This window comes from Zunongwangia atlantica 22II14-10F7 (assembly GCF_002094855.1).
Lineage (GTDB): Bacteria > Bacteroidota > Bacteroidia > Flavobacteriales > Flavobacteriaceae > Zunongwangia > Zunongwangia atlantica.
Map to the genome: position 1 here is coordinate 21,100 of NZ_ARYN01000026.1, position 17,918 is coordinate 39,017.

The window sequence follows — 17,918 nt, forward strand, 5'->3', positions numbered from 1 at the left end:
CATCTATAGAGGAATAAATTAAGTAAATTGCTAATTCTTTAATTATTAACAAATATTAATTTTTGAAGTATCCTTTTAAGAATTAACATTTTATTGAAAATATGATAATGAATTTCATTATTGCCATATAGTAAGACTATCCTTAAACTCATTTATTTTCACATCTTTTTCTAAATCCCTTATAAAAAATATTTTTTTATCACCAATATATGAAGCCCAACTTGAAAAAGTAGAAGGAGGGCCAATAATATAATCGCACATCGACAAACCATATAAATCTTTAGTCACACTTCCATTAGGTAATAAAAAACAATTAATATCTTCGAATTTGGACAAATCAATTTCTTCATTACTGGAAATAAACACTGAAACTTTTAAGTTTCCTGCGAATTGTTTTAGTAACCTTTTTAAAATATTATTATAATCCTCAATTGAATAATAATATTTCCCATTTTTAAAAGTTTTATAATCACCACGTCTTATATGTACCCCGATATAATAATCACTTTTATGTTTACTAAATTCTGCCTTACAACTTCTAATAATTTCTTTAGAAGGCTCAAACATCTCCTTGATTTGTTTATTGTGTTTTTCTTTATGAATTGAGAAATAAGATCCTGAATACGGTTTTTCATAATCTATTTTTAAATATTTCAACAAAAACAATAATCTAGATGTAAATCTATTAGTTATTAATTTATCTATTGCCCTAATATAATTTTTATACCCAAAAAAATTAACATAATATTTAATAAATAATGGAAATTTTAAATATTTATTATTCATTAACCCAGGATAATCATTAAATGTCATATCTGGATTTAATATTATTACTTTGTGCTTACATTCAATAGCATCTGCTATATAATGGGTCCAAATCCAAAACTTGTTACATGTTTGACCTGAAGCATTTACTATTTTGTACTTCATTTATACCTGTTTTTAAATATTTTTTTTAACAAACTCCTAAACAGTTTCTTTTCTAATTCTGAGCTAAATCTTAAAACATACAACAATACAAATGATACACACGTTACCACTGTAACTATAAAAAGTCTTAATATTCCTGGTTCCATACAATACGAAGCTATACAACCAATAGTAGTTATTATTAAAAATAACAACAATACAGGTTTAAAAACAATTTCATAAAAAGATTGATAAGATAATCCGCAATTTCTATTTGCAAAATACAAGGTTACGCAGCCTCCAAATACTCCCCAACATAATATCCATACAACGTACATATAAAATGGAGGGAAATCATATATAAACAATAAATATGTCAGAACTATCGGAAGTACATTTAGTATACTTTTTATTTTCATGAAATTCCTAATATTGCCTTGTGCTGAAATGGTCCTTCCAATCATTATCGTAAGCTGCTCTATTAAAGACCTAAACAATTGTAAACGAACAAATAAAATAGCCCATGGAGGTACATTTTTTAACCAAATTTTTAATATATATGGTGTTTCTATCATAAAAGGAATGGCAAAAAAAGCTAACATTAAAAATGATAGCTTAGCACTAAATAGCGACGTTTTTAACATTTTATCTCTATTACCACCTCCTTCACTTTTTACTATAACCGGATTTACGGCTTTCATCATATTGTTAGAAAAAGCCATTAATTGTCCTGACAATTGATTTGCAATCCCATGAGCTGCATTTAATATGGTGCCATAAAAAGTATTTAAGACTATTCCAATTCCATATTGAGAAATCATTCCGCTCGCAGTACCGAAAAGGTTCCATCCTGCAAAAGAAGTCATTTCTTTCATTAAAATTGGTTCCCAATATTTTTTGGGAGCCAACACGCATTCCGAATACTTTTTATGACAATATATTCTCATTACGGTTAACACAAGTAAAGGTATACAAGCCGTGAGTAATCCATATAATTCTAATTTATCGCCAACGTAATTCACTACTATTAAAGCTACCGCTAATTTTAATAAAGATTCTATTACCCCTACTATAGAATAATACAGCATGTTTTCGTGTGCATTTAGAACGGCTTCATAGGGCACTGACATTACTGTAAACATGGTACTAACAATTAGAGAACCATATACTACCTTGGCTGCGTAGATTCTATCAGGAGCTATATTCAACACTCCATTGAAAAAAAAATACCCTGCCACTAATAATATAAGCCCTAGACCTATGGCTATTAAAAAGTGTAAAACTAGACTTACATTAAATATATGTTTCTGTTTGTCTTTTTCTCCTTTTCCTTCATAAAACGACATGAATCTTTGGGTGGCAGTAGACATTGCTGCATGTAGAAAACCCAACATAGCAATGGCTCCTCCAACTACGTTGAAAATCCCAAAATCAGCAGCTCCTAATGCATTTAGCACTAAACGTGTGGTTGCCAATGAGATAAACATTGTTATCCCCATTTTTGCATATAAAAAGCCTGTATTCTTAATTACTCTATTAGCCGAAGACATTTTTCGAAAAATTACAATCAATTGGACATATCTATAAAAAGAAAATGCTTAATTGATAAGATTTAAAAAATAAATTTTAATGAATCGCCCAAAGAAAATTTAGCCAAACTACTTTAGATAGTTTGGCCAATCAAATTGTGTAGAGATGTAGATAAAATTAAATTTAAAACTAGTTGGGAGCAAGGTTCAATTTTACTCCACCTGCTTTAAAATCTTATGCCCAGCCTTTAAAAGATCAACATCTCTTTTCATCAACTTCACATCTCCTTTCATCATATCCTTTACCAATCCTTTTAGATCATACTCCGGTACCCATCCTAATTTATCTTTAGCTTTAGAAGGGTCTCCCAATAACAAATCTACTTCAGTAGGACGGAAGTAGGATGGATCCACAGAAAGTACCTCTTTACCAATTTCAACTTTATAATCACCAGTACATGACACTACATATGCTTTTTCATCTACGCCTTCGCCTTTAAATTCTAATTCTATACCTACTTCCTCAAAGGCCATACGTACAAATTCCCTAACCGTTGTAGTTACTCCTGTGGCTATTACCCAATCTTCAGCCTTTTCAGCTTGTAGAATCATCCACATCATACGAACATAGTCTTTTGCGTGCCCCCAGTCACGTTGTGCCTCTAGATTCCCTAAATATATTTTATCTTGTAATCCTAATGCTATTTTTGCTACGGCGCGGGTAATTTTACGGGTTACAAAGGTTTCTCCTCTTCTTGGAGATTCATGATTAAATAGAATACCATTACAGGCATACATATCATAAGCTTCACGATAATTCTTTGTAATCCAGAAACCATAGATCTTAGCTACACCATAAGGAGATCTGGGATAAAAAGGACAGGTTTCGTCGTAGAAACCATTTGCGTTCTTATTTTCCGGTAAACCGCCATAAAGTTCTGAAGTAGAAGCCTGATAAATTCTGGTTTTCTTTTCTAGTCCTAATAAGCGCACTGCCTCTAAAATTCTTAGTGTACCTAATCCATCAACATTTCCCACGTATTCCGGAGAATCAAAAGATACCTTCACATGAGACATCGCTCCTAAATTATAGATCTCATCAGGTTGCGTCTCCTGAATAATACGCGTTAAATTCATAGAATCCGTTAAATCACCATAGTGTAACTTTAAGCGTTGATTCGGATCATGCGGATCCTGATATAAATGATCTATTCTATCAGTGTTAAACAAAGAGGCTCTTCTTTTGATTCCATGAACCATATAGCCTTTCTCTAATAATAATTCGGCTAAATAAGACCCATCCTGACCTGTAATCCCTGTGATTAGTGCGACTTTCATATTTTTTGGTATTTAGTAAGTAGTAATTTCCGAGTAATAAGCTATTTAAAAACTTGAATTAATTTTCTTATTACAACACTTAGTTTATATTTTAAAAAGTAGATTAACTATTAAATTCAATATATGTTTTATAATTAAAAGAGTTTAGTCTATGTAATTACTTTACATTTTTACCTGCTTAAAATTATCTATATTTTCAAGAAACCATTTGTAGGTCTTTTCAATTCCTTCTTCAAGATCGACTTTATGTTTCCATCCAAGATCATGCATTTTGGAAACATCCATTAATTTACGGGGCGTTCCATCCGGCTTCGCACTGTCCCAAGCAATGTCACCTGTATGACCAACCTTTTGCTGAATTATCTCAGCTAACTCCTTTATGGTAATATCCACACCTGTACCTACATTATATAAATGATCTGGAAGTACGTTTTCTAAAGCAAATACAACGCTTGCGGCCATATCGTCAACAAATAAAAACTCCCGCATTGGAGAACCGCTTCCCCATAATTCCACTGTGCTATTATTATTTTCTTTAGCTTCATGAAATTTGCGTATCATCGCTGGTAAAACATGGGAGGTTTTAAGATCGAAGTTATCATGGGTACCATATAAATTGGTAGGCATCAGGCTTACAAAGTCTTTCCCGAATTGCTTTCTTATTGACTGACATGCCTTAACTCCCGTTATTTTGGCTATGGCATACCATTCATTGGTAGGCTCTAGTGGTCCTGTAAGCAAATAAGATTCCTTTAATGGTTGTGGGGCAAATTTTGGATAGATACAAGAACTCCCCAAGAAGATAAATTTTTTCACTTCTAAGTGATGAGCTGCTTCTATCAGATTATTTTGGATTCGCAGATTCTCCATTAAAAATGTGTAGGGATGATCATTATTAGCTAAAATTCCTCCTACCCGAGCAGCGGCATCAATAATTACATCCGGTTTTTCTTCAGAAATAAAAGCATTCACTTCTGCTTGGTTTCTAAGATCCAGCTCAGCACTCGTTCTACCAATTAAATTTGTATAGCCTCTTTTTTCTAAAGCTCTCCAAATCGCACTTCCAACCATACCCCGGTGTCCGGCTAAATATATTTTAGAATTTTTATCCATATCTTAAATATTAAATGTAATTATTCATCCCGAATTTATTATTCGATTAGTTTCCTATCGCATAAAATTTAAAACCTAAATCTTTCATTTTATGTTTATCCAGGAGTTTACGCCCATCAAACAAAAATGCAGGTTTCAACATATTTTCGTATACCGCTTGCCAATCGATCTCTAGAAATTCATCCCATTCAGTCATAAGTGCAATGGCATGTGCCTCACTACAGGCTTCTTTAGCCGTATTTACAACTTTAACCAATTTCCTGTTTTCTTCATCGGGTCTAGATCCTAAATAATCTAAATCTCCATAAATTTGTTCTTCAGTAACTTTTGGATCGTAAACAACTATTTCTGCCTGTTCATTTAATAAATAGTCCGCCACATAAATAGAAGCCGCCTCTCGAGTATCATTAGTATCTTTTTTAAATGCCCAACCCAGCATCGCTATTTTTTTTCCTGAAACAGTGTTATAAAGTGTCTTTACGATATTAGCCGCAAATCTTCTTTTCTGGTGATCATTCATCAATATCACCTGTTCCCAATAATCAGCCACTTCGTTTAAACCAAAACTTTTAGCGATATACACCAGGTTCAAAATATCTTTTTGAAAGCATGATCCACCAAAACCAACGGAAGCCTTTAAAAACTTAGGACCAATTCTAGAGTCCATTCCCACGGCTTTAGCTACTTCATTAACATCTGCACCAGTTACCTCACAAAGTTCTGACATTGCATTAATACTTGAAACACGCTGAGCTAAAAAAGCATTCGCTGTTAACTTCGACAACTCAGAAGACCAAACATTTGTGGTAAGTATATTTGTCTGAGGCACCCAATGCGCATAGACATCTACTAAAGCCTGCATTGCATCCTTACCTTTTTCGGTATCCAGATCACCACCAATTAATACTCTATCTGGTTTTAACAAATCATCTACTGCAGTACCTTCAGCTAAAAACTCAGGATTTGACAGGATTTGAAAGTTAACTCCGTTACCAGTATTATCCAGAATATTCTTTAAAGCCTGAGCTGTTCTTACCGGCAAAGTCGATTTTTCTACCACTATTTTATCTGAAGTAGCCACTCTGGCTATCTGCCGGGCACATAATTCAATCCATTTTAAATCTGCTGCCATTCCCTTACCAATTCCATAAGTTTTGGTTGGTGTATTAACGGAAATAAAAATCATATCCGCCTGATCGATCGCCTCATCCACATCTGTAGAAAAGAAAAGATTCCGCCCTCTTGCGTCCTCAACTACCGCAGATAAACCTGGCTCGTAAATAGGAATATTTTCAACATCTTTATCGTTCCAAGCAGCAATTCTTTTTTCATTAAGATCTACTACAGTAACATTTATTTCCGGGCATTTTTGAGCGATAACTGACATTGTTGGTCCTCCAACATAACCAGCTCCTATACAGCAGATATTCTTAACCTTCATTTTTATTACTTTTTAGTTAGTTACTATATTAATTCTTGCAAAGGAACTCCGCATTCCTAAGATCTATTTTATTATATACTAAAGGATTTTGGTTCAGATCCAAAATCTGAGCGCCCGCATTACGACAGATTGCATGCCCTGCCGCAGTATCCCATTCCATGGTGGCTCCAAACCTCGGATAGCAATCAACAGCACCTTCTGCCACCATACAGATTTTTAAAGAACTACCCTTTGAAATAACTTCTACATCAAATAATTCATCTCGTTTTCGATCAATAAATCTCTTTGTAGCTTCGGTTAAATGTGATTTACTTGCAGCAATTACAAAGGCTTCTTTCTGATCCTGTAAAGGCAATCTTTGTTTTTCTTCTAAATTACTTTCAAAATCTGCTAAATTCGAAACCTCACTCAACTTATACGATCCTGCCTGCGACCCCCAGTAAATAAGTTTTAAAGCCGGCGCATAAACGATTCCCATTATAGGTTTTTGATTCTCTACCAGGGCGATATTGATCGTAAATTCCCCCGTCTTCTTGATAAATTCTTTAGTACCATCTATAGGATCTACAATCCAAAGTTTATCCCAATATTTTCTTTCTTCATAAGGTAAATGTTTTCCTTCTTCAGAAAGGATCGGAATTCCAGTTTTTTCAAGCTCCTTTTTTATAATTAGATGTGCAGCTTTATCAGCTCTGGTCAGAGGTGAGTTATCTGATTTTATTTCTACATCAAAACTCCCGTCACGATAAATAGACATTACTTCCTTTGCGGCCTTAAAAGTTGCATTAATCGCTATCTCTAAATATTGATTTTCCAAATTAAACAATCATCCCTGCTGCTACAGTTTCATTAGTACCTTCATCAATTAGAATAATGCTTCCGGTATTTCTATTATCACGATAAGAATCGATCATTAATCTTCTTGTAGTCCGAATTTTAACCCGAGCGATATCATTCATTTTTAAGCTTTCATCACCTTCTTCCCGTTCGTAGGAATTGATATCTACCTTATAAACCACAGATTTGATCATCGCTCTTTCCTCATTCGAAGTATGCTGAATAATATACTTAGCACGTGGCTTTGCTGCATCATTATTTAACCAACATAACATTACATCAAACTCTTGTGAAGGTTCTGGCTGATTGTTCTTTTTAACAATCATATCTCCTCGACTAATATCTATATCATCTTCTAATGTAAGAGCAACAGACATTGGAGCGAAAGCTTCTTCAACTTCGATCTCACCGGTATTAATTGATTTAATTTTTGAAGTAAAACCTGAAGGTAAAACAGCCACTTCATCTCCTTTTCTATAAATTCCGCTCGCAATTCTACCTGCATAACCTCTATAATCTCTAAATTCATCAGACTGCGGTCTTAATACTGTTTGAACTGGGAATCTGGCATCAATTTTATTAATATCACTACTAATATGTAGCGTTTCTAAAACATTAAGCAATGTTCCGCCAGCATACCAACTCATATTATCTGATTTATTTACCACATTATCACCTTCTAAAGCGCTAATTGGAATAAATCGTACATCTTTCATCAATAATTTACTGCTGAATTCTTCAAACTGACTCGTAATTTTATTAAAAACTTCTTCAGAATAATCAACTAAGTCCATTTTATTTACGCAGACTACTAAATGAGGAATATTCAAAAGAGAAGCTATAAAAGAATGTCTCTTAGTTTGCTCGATTACTCCATTTCTGGCATCTATAAGAATTACTGCTGCATTAGCGGTCGATGCTCCTGTTACCATATTTCTGGTATATTGAATATGACCAGGAGTATCCGCAATTATAAATTTTCTTTTTGGGGTGGTAAAATATCGATACGCAACATCAATCGTAATGCCCTGTTCTCTTTCATCTTTTAGACCATCTGTAAAAAGTGCTAAATCAACACCCTCATGCCCTTTTTTAGAACTTGTTGCAGTAACCGACTCCAACTGATCTTCAAAAATCGACTTGGAATCATATAAAAGTCTGCCTATTAAAGTACTCTTACCATCATCTACACTACCCGCAGTTGTAAATCGTAATAACTGATTATTACTAATTTCCATTGTAACTTATATCTTAAGGTCTTCGACCTATTTTATTAAAAATAACCTTGTTTTTTTCTGTCTTCCATTGCCGTTTCAGATCGCTTATCGTCTGATCGATCTCCACGCTCTGTTTTTCGCATAGTTGAAACTTCCTCTGCGATTTTTTCTAAAGTATCAGCATCAGACTCTATTCCTCCAGTGATTGTGATATCACCCAAGGTTCTAAATCTGATTTTCTTTGAAAAAACCTCTTCGTTTTCTTCTAATTTCAGAAAATCTGAAACCGGAATCCAGGAACTATTTCTCCACACCACCTCTCTTTGATGAGCGAAATAAAGGGATGGAATTTGAATATTTTCCCTTTTTATATAATTCCAAACATCCATTTCAGTCCAGTTACTGATAGGGAATGCTCTAAAATGTTCACCTTCAAAATATTTTCCATTTAGAAGATTCCACAATTCAGGACGTTGATTCTTAGGATCCCACTGCCCAAAGTCATCTCTATGTGAGAAAAATCGCTCTTTTGCACGAGCTTTTTCTTCATCTCTACGACCTCCACCAATTGCGCAATCAATTTTGTTATCTTCAATCGCATCTAAAAGCGTAGTGATTTGCAGGGCATTTCTTGTTGCATTCTTTCCTTTTTCTTCCTGAACGCGGCCTTCATCAATAGATTCCTGCACAGAACCCACTAAAAGTTTAACTCCAAGTTTTTCAACCAAATCATCTCTAAAAGCAATTGTTTCGGGAAAATTATGCCCCGTATCTACGTGTAATAAAGAGAATGGAATTTTACTTGGATAAAAAGCTTTTTTAGCCAAGTGAGTAACTAATATAGAATCTTTTCCTCCGGAAAAAAGGATCACAGGATTTTCAAACTGTGCCCAAACTTCTCGCAATACATATATTGCTTCTGATTCAAGTTCATCTAAATAATTCAGATAATACTTTTTCATTTTTCAATTTTCATTTATTCGGCCGTGAATATACTGAAATATTCTACCAATGCTTTCTTCAGCTCCTTCTGATTCGGTTTTAATATGTAAATCTGGATTCAAAGGAATTTCAAAATCGCATGATATTCCTGTAAAATTTGAAATTTCACCATTTCTTGCTTTTTTATACAATCCTTTCACGTCCCTCCTCTCACAAACTTCTAACGGAGTATCTACAAAAACTTCTAAATACTGATCTCCTAAAATAGACTCAATAATTCTTCTATCCTTCTCCTTTGGTGTTATAAACGCAGCGATTACTATCAATCCGCTATCTAGAAAAAGTTTACAAACTTCGGCTATTCTTCTAATATTTTCATTTCTGGAATTCTGATCAAAACCAAGATCCTTATTAAGACCTAAACGAATATTATCCCCATCAAGTATATAAGTATGAAATCCTTCTGCAAACAGTTTCTTTTCCAGCAAATTTGCTAATGTTGACTTCCCGGAGCCCGAAAGACCACTAAACCAAACAACAAGTGGTTTTTGCTTCTTCAACAAAGCCCTTTTACCTCTGGTGATTTCATATTTATGAGGAATAACATTACCCATTCATAGGTTATTTTTATTATTTAATTTGGTTGTCCATTTGAATTATTGAATAAGTTCTGATTGTTCATCCACTAATTGTTGATAAACTCCCTTAACATCCTGAGAAGCTTCTTTAGCTAAAATTAAAATAGCATCTTTTGTATTTACAAATATACTATTCCTCATACCTACAAAAGCAGTAAACTTATCACAACCTATCACCATATTTCCATCGGCATCTGTTGGATATCCAGACTCTACAAAATAGTCATAAACGGCTTCAAAGCTTCCCATATCACTCCACTCAAATTCAGCATTAACTACTTTAATGAGCTCACTTCGCTCCATTACCGCATAATCGACACTAATCGACGGAATCTCCATAGATAAAGCCTCATCAAGCTTGCCTTCCTGTGATTTTTCAAAAGCTTCTTTAGAGCTTTTATACACTTTTGGTTCATATTTTTCTAATTCAGAAAGAAAAACACCAGCCTTAAAGCAAAACATACCGCTATTCCATAGAAAATTACCTCGATGTAAAAACTCCTTTGCGGTTTCTAAATTTGGCTTTTCACGGAAGGATAATACAGATTGACCTTCGCTTTCAATATAACCATAACCAGTCTCTGGTCTTGTTGGTTTAACTCCAAAAGTTACAATATTACCCTCTTCAGCTAATTTAATAGCTTTTGAAACCGCTTTATCATAATTTTCATCTGCTTTAATAATATGATCTGCCGGCGTAACAACCAAAATATCATCTGCTTCGACCTGAAAAGCTGAAAATGCTATCGCAGGAGCCGTATTTCTTGGTGTCGCCTCCACAATCTCGTAATATTTCTCTATCTTAAGTTTTTCCAAACTTTTAATAGATAGATTTCTATTATCCTTATTACCAACCACTATTAAACCATCTGAAAACTTTTGATTTCGTTTTACGGCCAATTCAAATAGTGAATCATTCTTAAAAATCTCTAAATATTGTTTCGGCTGTGATTTTCTGGAAAGTGGCCATAAACGGCTACCAACACCTCCCGTTAGAATTACATGATAAGTTGCACTCATATTTTGATTAGTTAGTTTACTTAAAAATAAAATTTTTCACGGCTTCGCCACAGGAGTCACACATAAAATCTCCAAAGCACTAATTCTTAACTTACTTCAAAAAGAAAAAAAGACCGCTTTGTTTAGTATTAAACATCCAAGATCTTCATTTCATTAATTAAGTATTTTTCATAAAATCGAACGCCAAATCTATTTATTTATAGACCACTAACCTATAAATAAATGTTAATTTAGCCAAGATAAAATTTAAGCTTTCGTTACTATTATCTTAATTTCAAAAAGCTATTAACTTTATTATTGATAATCTAATAAGCAATAGGTTATTTTTAACAATTAACAAAAACTTAAGATATGCATACTTCGCTAATTTTTGCCTCTAGCAAAATTCCCAAATTAGACAAAATCAGCTTGCATTTTCTTTTTCCTATTTGCTGAATAGTTGCCTCCTTATTTTTAAAAGCTCCATTCTTTATCGTAAGATGGTCCCCCGGTTTTAAATTAGATACCTTCACCTCATCTATTAAATCGTCCTCTAACCAATTTTTTATCAGCTTAATTTCAGTATCACGAACAATCGCAGGTTTCCCAAGCCAGAATAAATAATTATTTACCCCAGGAACATCAAAAACTTTAGCTCGTTCTTTTTCTTCTAATTGTACAAACAGGTAGGATGTAAACAGTGGAACAGTAAACTTCTTCTTACGATCACTCCATTGCCTTATTTCATTTTGAACAGGACAAAAAACATTCACCCCTATTTTTTTCAGCCTTTTTGCTGTTTTTATTTCTGATTTTGGTTTTGTATAAATTACATACCAAGGCATACCAATAAATTTAGTTTAAAAGCTCAAAACTAATTTGGGGTAAGTAATTTAAAAAAACGTATTAGGGGGAGTTTTCTTAAACAATATTAGCTTATGCGAATTTTGAAGGTATAAATATAAATGTTTTAACACGAATTGAGTATATGAAAGTAATTATTTGAAAAGATTTAAGGATATATCTAAATCGTATCGAAATTACATCGTTATAGTCGGCAACTTCGCAAGATTTAACCGTAATTTTTACGAAACATGATAATTGTCATAATTTAAAATGACCTATTGGAGGAAATTTGTCTCAAACAAAAAAATCAACAAAGCCATGAGAACAAAATCCCTTAACTATTATTCAGTACTCGCTCTTCTTATTATTCTTTTCGTAGGAGCATCAGTAAACAGTCAAAATTTAAAACCAATTAAAACTGAAATTCTTGTTGAAGGAACCTCAAACATTCATGATTGGGAAATGACCTCACAAAAAGCTGTTGCAAACGTAGAAACCAACAGTGGAAATGTTTCAAAAATTTCAGTTGAAATTCCTGTAAAATCACTAGAAAGTGGTAAAGGCGGGATGGACAAAAATGCTTACAAAGCGCTTAATGAAGATGATTATCCAACTGTAAAGTTTTCTTCAACTGAAGTAAGTGCAAGTAAAATAACAGGAAAACTTACTATAAATGGTAAAACAAAAACAGTTGCCATTCCTGTAAGTACTAAAAAAGCGAGTCAGGGTGTAGAAATTTCTGGAAAACACACCATCAATATGACAGACTTTGGCATTGAACCTCCAACAGCGCTAATGGGTACTATCAAAACAGGTGAAGAAGTTACCATAAACTTCAATTTTCAAGTAAACCAATAATCAACAACATAATTTTATTAACATGAGAACTATATTTAAAATCTCCGCTATTGCAGCTTTCCTTTTCATTGGACTAAACATGGAAGCTCAAAACAACAGAAGTCTTGACAACTATCGCGAGCCTGATAGAAATGGTATAAATGTTTTTGAAGCACCAAAAGACACTATATCTTCTTTTGATGGCTTAGACGTTAGAATTGGTGGTGCTTTTGCCTTACAGTTCCAAGCTTTAGATAACGAAAATGCTAATTTAGAAGGCTATCAAATACAAGGAATTGGTGAAAACTTTAACTTACCTACTGCCAACTTCGATATAGACGTAGCACTTTACGATGGGATCAGAATGCACCTTCGTACCTACCTATCTTCTAGACACCACAACGAACCTTATGTAAAAGGTGGGTATTTATTAGTTGATAAATTAAACTTCGTGCACGAAGGCTTTTTAGAAGACTTTATGAAATACACGACTATTAAAATAGGTCATATGGAAAACAACTATGGTGATGCTCACTTCCGTAGATCTGATAACGCACAAGCCATTTATAACCCATTTGTTGGTAACTTAATCATGGATGCATTCACTACAGAAATTGGAGCTGAACTATACTACCGTCGTAATGGATTTATAGGAATGGTAGGTTTTACAAACGGTAAATTAAACCAATCTGTATCAGAAAATGATTATGGTAAAACCGGAGGCGCTTCATTTTTAGCTAAACTAGGATATGACAAACAAATTAATGATGATCTTAGATTACGTCTTACTGGATCTATGTACAACACTGGCTACATTCCAAATACCTACTTATACAGTGCAGATAGAGCAGGTGCAAGATATTACAATGTAATGCAAGCCTTAGGTAGTGAAAGTGACGATTTTAGAGCTTCAAGATACGATCCTCGATTATCTAACGAAATCACTGCAATTATGATTAACCCTTTCGTGAAATATAGAGGTCTTGAATTCTTCGGAACAATAGAAACTGCTACAGGAAAGAGTAGCGCTGAAGTAGATGATCGTACCGCTAACCAATATGCAGGTGAATTAATCTATAGATTTGGACTTGATGAAAACATTTACATCGGTGCTCGTTACAATGTACTTGATGCTGAAGATCCTTCAGGACAAGATGTAAACATCAATAGATTCCAGGCTGCAGCAGGATGGTTTATGACAGACAACATCCTATTAAAAGCTGAATATGTAGTTCAAAACTACGATGACTTTAGCCAAACAAGCATTTTAAATGAAGGACAATTTAGTGGTGCAACAATTGAAGCCGTAATTAGCTTTTAGATAAATTCCAATTACATTAGGAGAGCGAGTTTATCGCTCTCCTTTTTATTTTTCTTATTTTTTCATTAAATCCCCTTATAATGAGAACTGTAGCTATTCTTTTATTTTTTTTATTTAGTACAACTATCTTTTCCCAAAACCTGGAGCAAAAAACATTGCTTATTTCTAAACAATCTCAGCTAAAAATTAGCGGAGACACCAACATTAACAGCTTCAACTGTATTTTTAATCCTACCGAATTACCAGAGAAGTTAATCGCAAGCTTTGAAAGAGAGCAACAAAACCTTATTTTCCAAAATACTTCACTAAAACTTAATGCCAAGGCTTTTGATTGTGGAAGCCGACCAATAAATCGAGATTTTGAAGCTCTTATTAAAGCTGAAAAATATCCTTTTATCTATTTAAATCTAAAAGAACTTAAACTCCAATCTCAAAATTCAGCATTAATTTCATTAAATATTGAAATTGCAGGAATTACAAAACTGTATAAGGTTCCGGTGAAAATCGACCATTCTAAATCGAATTATAAAGGCATTATTCACTTAAATATTGATGACTTTAAACTGGAACCACCTAAAAAGATTTTCGGATTAATAAAAGTGAAAGAAGAAATAGAAATTGAATTTGACCTATATTTTAAGAAATAGGTTTAAGTAACCTAAATGCTTACTAGTATTCTCCCCTGCTCCATATGCGTGCCGAATACTTAGTTAGTATACATAGTTTCATTGGGTATTATTTACTATATTCTTCCACTATCGTAGTGGTTATCCTCAAAATTCAGCGCGAGATTTAATGATCAGTATTATAATATCAAATAAAGCATTGTATCTCCATGATTACACTCAGAACTTTTAAAGTTTTCAATGCATTGGCACCTTCTAAAAAAATTAGTTTACACCCTCCTATAACTACCAGAAACAGGATGAATTTATAAAAATACTTCTGCATAAATAATTCCTGTTATATATGAATCACTTCTTCTTTGATAATTAAATTTTAAGCAATTTGATTAACTTAGAATCTTCAACTCCCCCCAAATCATATTCAAATGCAGAAGCATTACTCGAATATTTATGCGGAGTTCTGGATTGAAGATCATATTCTTTATGTAATTTTTAAACCAAATACAATACTTAACCTCCAGGGCGCCAAAAAAATTGTTGCGGATCGACTTCAGTTTCAGCAATCAAAGGAATATGCCGTCTATTGTGATATTCGAGGACTTTTAAAAGTAGATTATAATGCCAGAATATACCTGACCAAAGAAGGTATATTAGGAATCATCGCAATTGCCTTTATCGTTGATGAGCATCGTACCGAGACCTTTGCAAAATATTATAAAATTAGCCGAAAGTTCGGTTTTCCTATACGGGTTTTTAGAAACCCTGCTGAAGGAAAAGCCTATATACACCAGCTGTAACTTAACCTAATTCACAATACCATGAACCAACCTGAAAATTTAAAAAGGCTTAAGGCAATTAAAGAAGTATTGCTATTAATGGCTTCGGGTAACTTCTCCCATAGAATACCGAGATCTGATCATAACGATGATATTGAAGATATTATTAGTTCCATAAATATGCTTAACGATGATTTTGGCCATGCTTATAATCCATTTATACTTGGCACTGGATCTGGAGTACAGCGCTGTATTATGCAGTACTTCTTTCTGTTAGACCCTCAATACAAACTAATAACAACTTCATTTCCGATACCTCATACCATTTTTCCAGGAAAGGTATCGATATTCGATTTAATTCATCAGGATGATCTTGAGATCCTCAGGAAAAAGTTCAAAAGCTCCCCCAATAACAAGCGACAAAGCTGTCCTTTTCGTATAAACTTCACAACTAATAAAGGCTTATCTCAGGAACTATTTTGTACCTTATTCCATATTCAGTATTCCAAACTAAAAGATCATTATTTAATTGTAGGCTCACAGATTATCGAGTCTAATCCATTAATGATAAGTAAGGAGCAGCGCAAAGTCTTACAACATAAGAAAGCGAAGGAAACTCCCCTTAAAATATTAAAAACCAAGGAAGACTTTGAAACTATTCAAAAGCTTAAATTCTATATTGATCAACATTTACAGGAAAAATTACCGACTATAGAAGAACTGGCTTTAGCAATGTTTATGAATCAGGATAAACTAAAAAAAGGCTTTAAAGAGCTATATAATGATACTATTTATAGCTATCACCGTAAGGAGCGTTTGCATCATGCGCGACTGATGCTTAGCAGTACCGATGAAAATGTTGAGACTATAGCAATACTCTTCGGATTTCCACATACCTCAACTTTTTCTGCCTTATTTAAAAAGACCTACGGAATTAGTCCTTCAGAAATTAGAAAACTAGATGACAAACCCTAATCACTAAACATATCTTCCTCATTACAAAATATTTATATATAATTTTAATCCATTACAAGAAAGGATTAAGATTCAAAAGTAAGATGGAATGTTGAAAGGGAAAACACAATGGCTGGGGTTAGCGCATACGAAACGGAAAAACGTGCTGCACGGAATAATATGCTATTTTATATTGCTGTTTGCCTATACGGGAGGATCTAAACTCATTGATGTTGATCCGCTTTATACCAGTTTGAGGAATACGCCACTTTATTTCGGAAAGCCGTTGGCTTTAATATTAAGTTGGGGACTTCCAGCCCTGGAAATTGCGACAGCCTTGAGCCTGTGTTTTTCTAAATTCAGATATACCGGGCTTATAAGTGCGGGGATTTTAATTTTTGTTTTCATAATGTATACCGGATGGATTGTAATATTTCCAATGCAACAACCATGTAGTTGTGGTGGAATATTAGCAGAAATGAGTTGGAAACAGCATTTCCTATTTAATCTGTTTAGCGAAGCGCTCGCTCTGTCCGGTATTTATTTACTTTCTCCGTCAAAAAAATTATCGCGATAGATCAGGAAAAAAGCCGAACACCTGTAGAAAAAAGTAGGCATTTGTTTAACCATTTAAATTCCAAATTATGAAATTTAAGAGAATGTTTTTACCAATTTTGACATTTATGTTTGCTATAAGTCTAGCAATTGCTGGGAATGCAAACTTCAACAACGAAATGGATCAGCAACAATATGATTATGCTGATGTGAATGGAACACCATACCAAATTCCTGCACTTGATTGTAATGAAGGTGAATCTCAATGTAGAGCTCGGATAGTTGAAAATGGGCCATCATATGATGTTTATGATGATGAAGCATTGAGTATTCCTGTAGAAGGAGATGGTAGTGTTACAGATGTGTTCTAAGAAGCAAGAACATAAAGACAATAAGCCGTCGAGATCGACGGCTTATTCAATTTTTGAATTTTATTTGGGTCTGTAAATTAAACTCTGTCTGATGTTTCAATTCCTCTGGGGCTAGCCCCAGAGGAATTGGCGTTTATGTCCAGCGGTATCCGGTTTCCAAATTTAATATAAAATTGCTGAATCGTAAGGCTCCAGTTATGCAAAGGAGCGGTCCATTTTTTCTCAATGTTTCTTGTGGCCAGGTAGACTAGCTTGAGCAGTGCCATATCATTAGTGAAAGCACCTTTTGTTTTGGTGACTTTTCTAATTTGGCGATGGAAGCCTTCCACTGCATTGGTGGTATAAATAATCTTTCGGATGGGTTCTGTATACTCAAAATACTGGGATAGCTGTTCCCAGTTGCGCTGCCAGCTTTCAATGACCACAGGATATTTACTCCCCCATTTCTCTTCCAGGTTCAATAATTCATCTTCGGCTACATCTTTAGTGACGGCTCTATACACTTTCTTCAGGTCTTTCATAAACTCCTTCTGATCCTTCGAGGCTACATATTTGAGAGAGTTACGGATTTGGTGTACAATACAAAGCTGCACCTGAGCCTTTGGGTATACGCTTAAGATGGCCTGGGTAAAGCCTTTGAGATTATCTGTACAGGCAATCAGGATATCC

Annotated in this window: 19 protein-coding genes; 7 read left to right on the forward strand and 12 right to left on the reverse strand. The window is 34.0% G+C overall.

The genetic code is table 11. The features are described 5' to 3' along the window. Positions 1-117: 117 nt before the first annotated feature. The 11 genes from IIF7_RS19285 to IIF7_RS19335 form a co-directional block, all read right to left on the reverse strand. Positions 118-930 carry an alpha-1,2-fucosyltransferase gene (locus IIF7_RS19285; RefSeq protein ID WP_084843324.1) on the reverse strand — a complete coding sequence of 271 codons (813 nt, stop codon included), beginning with the start codon at positions 928-930 and terminating at the stop codon, positions 118-120. After that, positions 927-2,459, reverse strand: a complete 1,533-nt coding sequence (locus IIF7_RS21285; RefSeq protein ID WP_084843325.1) for an MATE family efflux transporter — start codon at positions 2,457-2,459, stop codon at positions 927-929. Before IIF7_RS21285 ends, IIF7_RS19285 begins: the two co-directional genes overlap by 4 nt. Positions 2,460-2,651: 192 nt before the next feature. Next, complete coding sequence (gene gmd, locus IIF7_RS19295) at positions 2,652-3,776, reverse strand: GDP-mannose 4,6-dehydratase (protein WP_084843326.1); 1,125 nt, start codon at positions 3,774-3,776, stop codon at positions 2,652-2,654. Between the two features lie 162 nt (positions 3,777-3,938). Continuing rightward, positions 3,939-4,889 (reverse strand): GDP-L-fucose synthase family protein, encoded by a 951-nt coding sequence (locus IIF7_RS19300; protein WP_084843327.1) that lies wholly within the window; start codon positions 4,887-4,889, stop codon positions 3,939-3,941. A gap of 46 nt (positions 4,890-4,935) precedes the next feature. Then, a complete protein-coding gene (locus tag IIF7_RS19305; RefSeq protein ID WP_084843328.1) occupies positions 4,936-6,330 on the reverse strand; it encodes a nucleotide sugar dehydrogenase in 1,395 nt (464 codons plus the stop codon). Between the two features lie 28 nt (positions 6,331-6,358). Next, on the reverse strand, positions 6,359-7,147 hold the full coding sequence (gene cysQ, locus IIF7_RS19310; protein WP_084843342.1) for a 3'(2'),5'-bisphosphate nucleotidase CysQ: 789 nt from the start codon (positions 7,145-7,147) through the stop codon (positions 6,359-6,361). A gap of 1 nt (position 7,148) precedes the next feature. After that, positions 7,149-8,405, reverse strand: a complete 1,257-nt coding sequence (cysN, locus tag IIF7_RS19315) for a sulfate adenylyltransferase subunit CysN (protein ID WP_084843329.1) — start codon at positions 8,403-8,405, stop codon at positions 7,149-7,151. A gap of 35 nt (positions 8,406-8,440) precedes the next feature. After that, a complete protein-coding gene (gene cysD, locus IIF7_RS19320; RefSeq protein ID WP_084843330.1) occupies positions 8,441-9,346 on the reverse strand; it encodes a sulfate adenylyltransferase subunit CysD in 906 nt (301 codons plus the stop codon). Positions 9,347-9,349: 3 nt separating this feature from the next. Then, complete coding sequence (gene cysC, locus IIF7_RS19325) at positions 9,350-9,940, reverse strand: adenylyl-sulfate kinase (RefSeq protein ID WP_084843331.1); 591 nt, start codon at positions 9,938-9,940, stop codon at positions 9,350-9,352. 42 nt (positions 9,941-9,982) lie between these two features. Next, entirely contained in the window at positions 9,983-10,984 is a 1,002-nt protein-coding gene (locus tag IIF7_RS19330; RefSeq protein ID WP_084843332.1) for a mannose-1-phosphate guanylyltransferase, read from the reverse strand. A gap of 344 nt (positions 10,985-11,328) precedes the next feature. Further along, a complete protein-coding gene (locus IIF7_RS19335) occupies positions 11,329-11,808 on the reverse strand; it encodes a UpxY family transcription antiterminator (RefSeq protein ID WP_084843333.1) in 480 nt (159 codons plus the stop codon). A gap of 319 nt (positions 11,809-12,127) precedes the next feature. On the opposite strand from IIF7_RS19335, the gene IIF7_RS19340 reads away from it, so the two are divergent. From IIF7_RS19340 to IIF7_RS19370, 7 genes are all read left to right on the forward strand, one after another. Continuing rightward, entirely contained in the window at positions 12,128-12,667 is a 540-nt protein-coding gene (locus tag IIF7_RS19340) for a YceI family protein (protein ID WP_176219013.1), read from the forward strand. 22 nt (positions 12,668-12,689) lie between these two features. After that, the gene (locus IIF7_RS19345) at positions 12,690-13,967 is read left to right on the forward strand and encodes a hypothetical protein (protein WP_084843335.1); all 1,278 of its coding nucleotides are present in this window, start codon (positions 12,690-12,692) and stop codon (positions 13,965-13,967) included. An 80-nt stretch (positions 13,968-14,047) separates the two neighbouring features. After that, positions 14,048-14,614, forward strand: a complete 567-nt coding sequence (locus IIF7_RS19350) for a YceI family protein (RefSeq protein WP_084843336.1) — start codon at positions 14,048-14,050, stop codon at positions 14,612-14,614. 404 nt (positions 14,615-15,018) lie between these two features. Continuing rightward, a complete protein-coding gene (locus tag IIF7_RS19355; protein ID WP_084843337.1) occupies positions 15,019-15,390 on the forward strand; it encodes a DUF7793 family protein in 372 nt (123 codons plus the stop codon). A 21-nt stretch (positions 15,391-15,411) separates the two neighbouring features. After that, positions 15,412-16,344: a helix-turn-helix transcriptional regulator gene (locus IIF7_RS19360; protein ID WP_084843338.1), complete on the forward strand. Its 933-nt coding sequence runs from the start codon at positions 15,412-15,414 to the stop codon at positions 16,342-16,344. Positions 16,345-16,432: 88 nt separating this feature from the next. Further along, positions 16,433-16,900 carry a MauE/DoxX family redox-associated membrane protein gene (locus tag IIF7_RS19365; protein ID WP_084843339.1) on the forward strand — a complete coding sequence of 156 codons (468 nt, stop codon included), beginning with the start codon at positions 16,433-16,435 and terminating at the stop codon, positions 16,898-16,900. 67 nt (positions 16,901-16,967) lie between these two features. Beyond that, positions 16,968-17,249, forward strand: a complete 282-nt coding sequence (locus tag IIF7_RS19370) for a DUF6520 family protein (protein WP_084843340.1) — start codon at positions 16,968-16,970, stop codon at positions 17,247-17,249. A 77-nt stretch (positions 17,250-17,326) separates the two neighbouring features. Here the strand turns inward: IIF7_RS19370 and IIF7_RS19375 are convergent. Next, positions 17,327-17,918, reverse strand: a 592-nt coding sequence (locus tag IIF7_RS19375; RefSeq protein ID WP_139801378.1) for an IS256 family transposase, incomplete at its 5' end; no start/stop codon positions are given.

Bases quoted from the DNA above. Each gene is read 5' to 3' on its own strand.
- IIF7_RS19285 (WP_084843324.1), bottom strand. From the start codon at position 930: ATGAAGTACAAAATAGTAAATGCTTCAGGTCAAACATGTAACAAGTTT.
- IIF7_RS21285 (WP_084843325.1), bottom strand. From the start codon at position 2,459: ATGTCTTCGGCTAATAGAGTAATTAAGAATACAGGCTTTTTATATGCA.
- gmd (WP_084843326.1), bottom strand. From the start codon at position 3,776: ATGAAAGTCGCACTAATCACAGGGATTACAGGTCAGGATGGGTCTTAT.
- IIF7_RS19300 (WP_084843327.1), bottom strand. From the start codon at position 4,889: ATGGATAAAAATTCTAAAATATATTTAGCCGGACACCGGGGTATGGTT.
- IIF7_RS19305 (WP_084843328.1), bottom strand. From the start codon at position 6,330: ATGAAGGTTAAGAATATCTGCTGTATAGGAGCTGGTTATGTTGGAGGA.
- cysN (WP_084843329.1), bottom strand. From the start codon at position 8,405: ATGGAAATTAGTAATAATCAGTTATTACGATTTACAACTGCGGGTAGT.
- cysD (WP_084843330.1), bottom strand. From the start codon at position 9,346: ATGAAAAAGTATTATCTGAATTATTTAGATGAACTTGAATCAGAAGCA.
- cysC (WP_084843331.1), bottom strand. From the start codon at position 9,940: ATGGGTAATGTTATTCCTCATAAATATGAAATCACCAGAGGTAAAAGG.
- IIF7_RS19330 (WP_084843332.1), bottom strand. From the start codon at position 10,984: ATGAGTGCAACTTATCATGTAATTCTAACGGGAGGTGTTGGTAGCCGT.
- IIF7_RS19335 (WP_084843333.1), bottom strand. From the start codon at position 11,808: ATGCCTTGGTATGTAATTTATACAAAACCAAAATCAGAAATAAAAACA.
- IIF7_RS19340 (WP_176219013.1), top strand. From the start codon at position 12,128: ATGAGAACAAAATCCCTTAACTATTATTCAGTACTCGCTCTTCTTATT.
- IIF7_RS19345 (WP_084843335.1), top strand. From the start codon at position 12,690: ATGAGAACTATATTTAAAATCTCCGCTATTGCAGCTTTCCTTTTCATT.
- IIF7_RS19350 (WP_084843336.1), top strand. From the start codon at position 14,048: ATGAGAACTGTAGCTATTCTTTTATTTTTTTTATTTAGTACAACTATC.
- IIF7_RS19355 (WP_084843337.1), top strand. From the start codon at position 15,019: ATGCAGAAGCATTACTCGAATATTTATGCGGAGTTCTGGATTGAAGAT.
- IIF7_RS19360 (WP_084843338.1), top strand. From the start codon at position 15,412: ATGAACCAACCTGAAAATTTAAAAAGGCTTAAGGCAATTAAAGAAGTA.
- IIF7_RS19365 (WP_084843339.1), top strand. From the start codon at position 16,433: ATGTTGAAAGGGAAAACACAATGGCTGGGGTTAGCGCATACGAAACGG.
- IIF7_RS19370 (WP_084843340.1), top strand. From the start codon at position 16,968: ATGAAATTTAAGAGAATGTTTTTACCAATTTTGACATTTATGTTTGCT.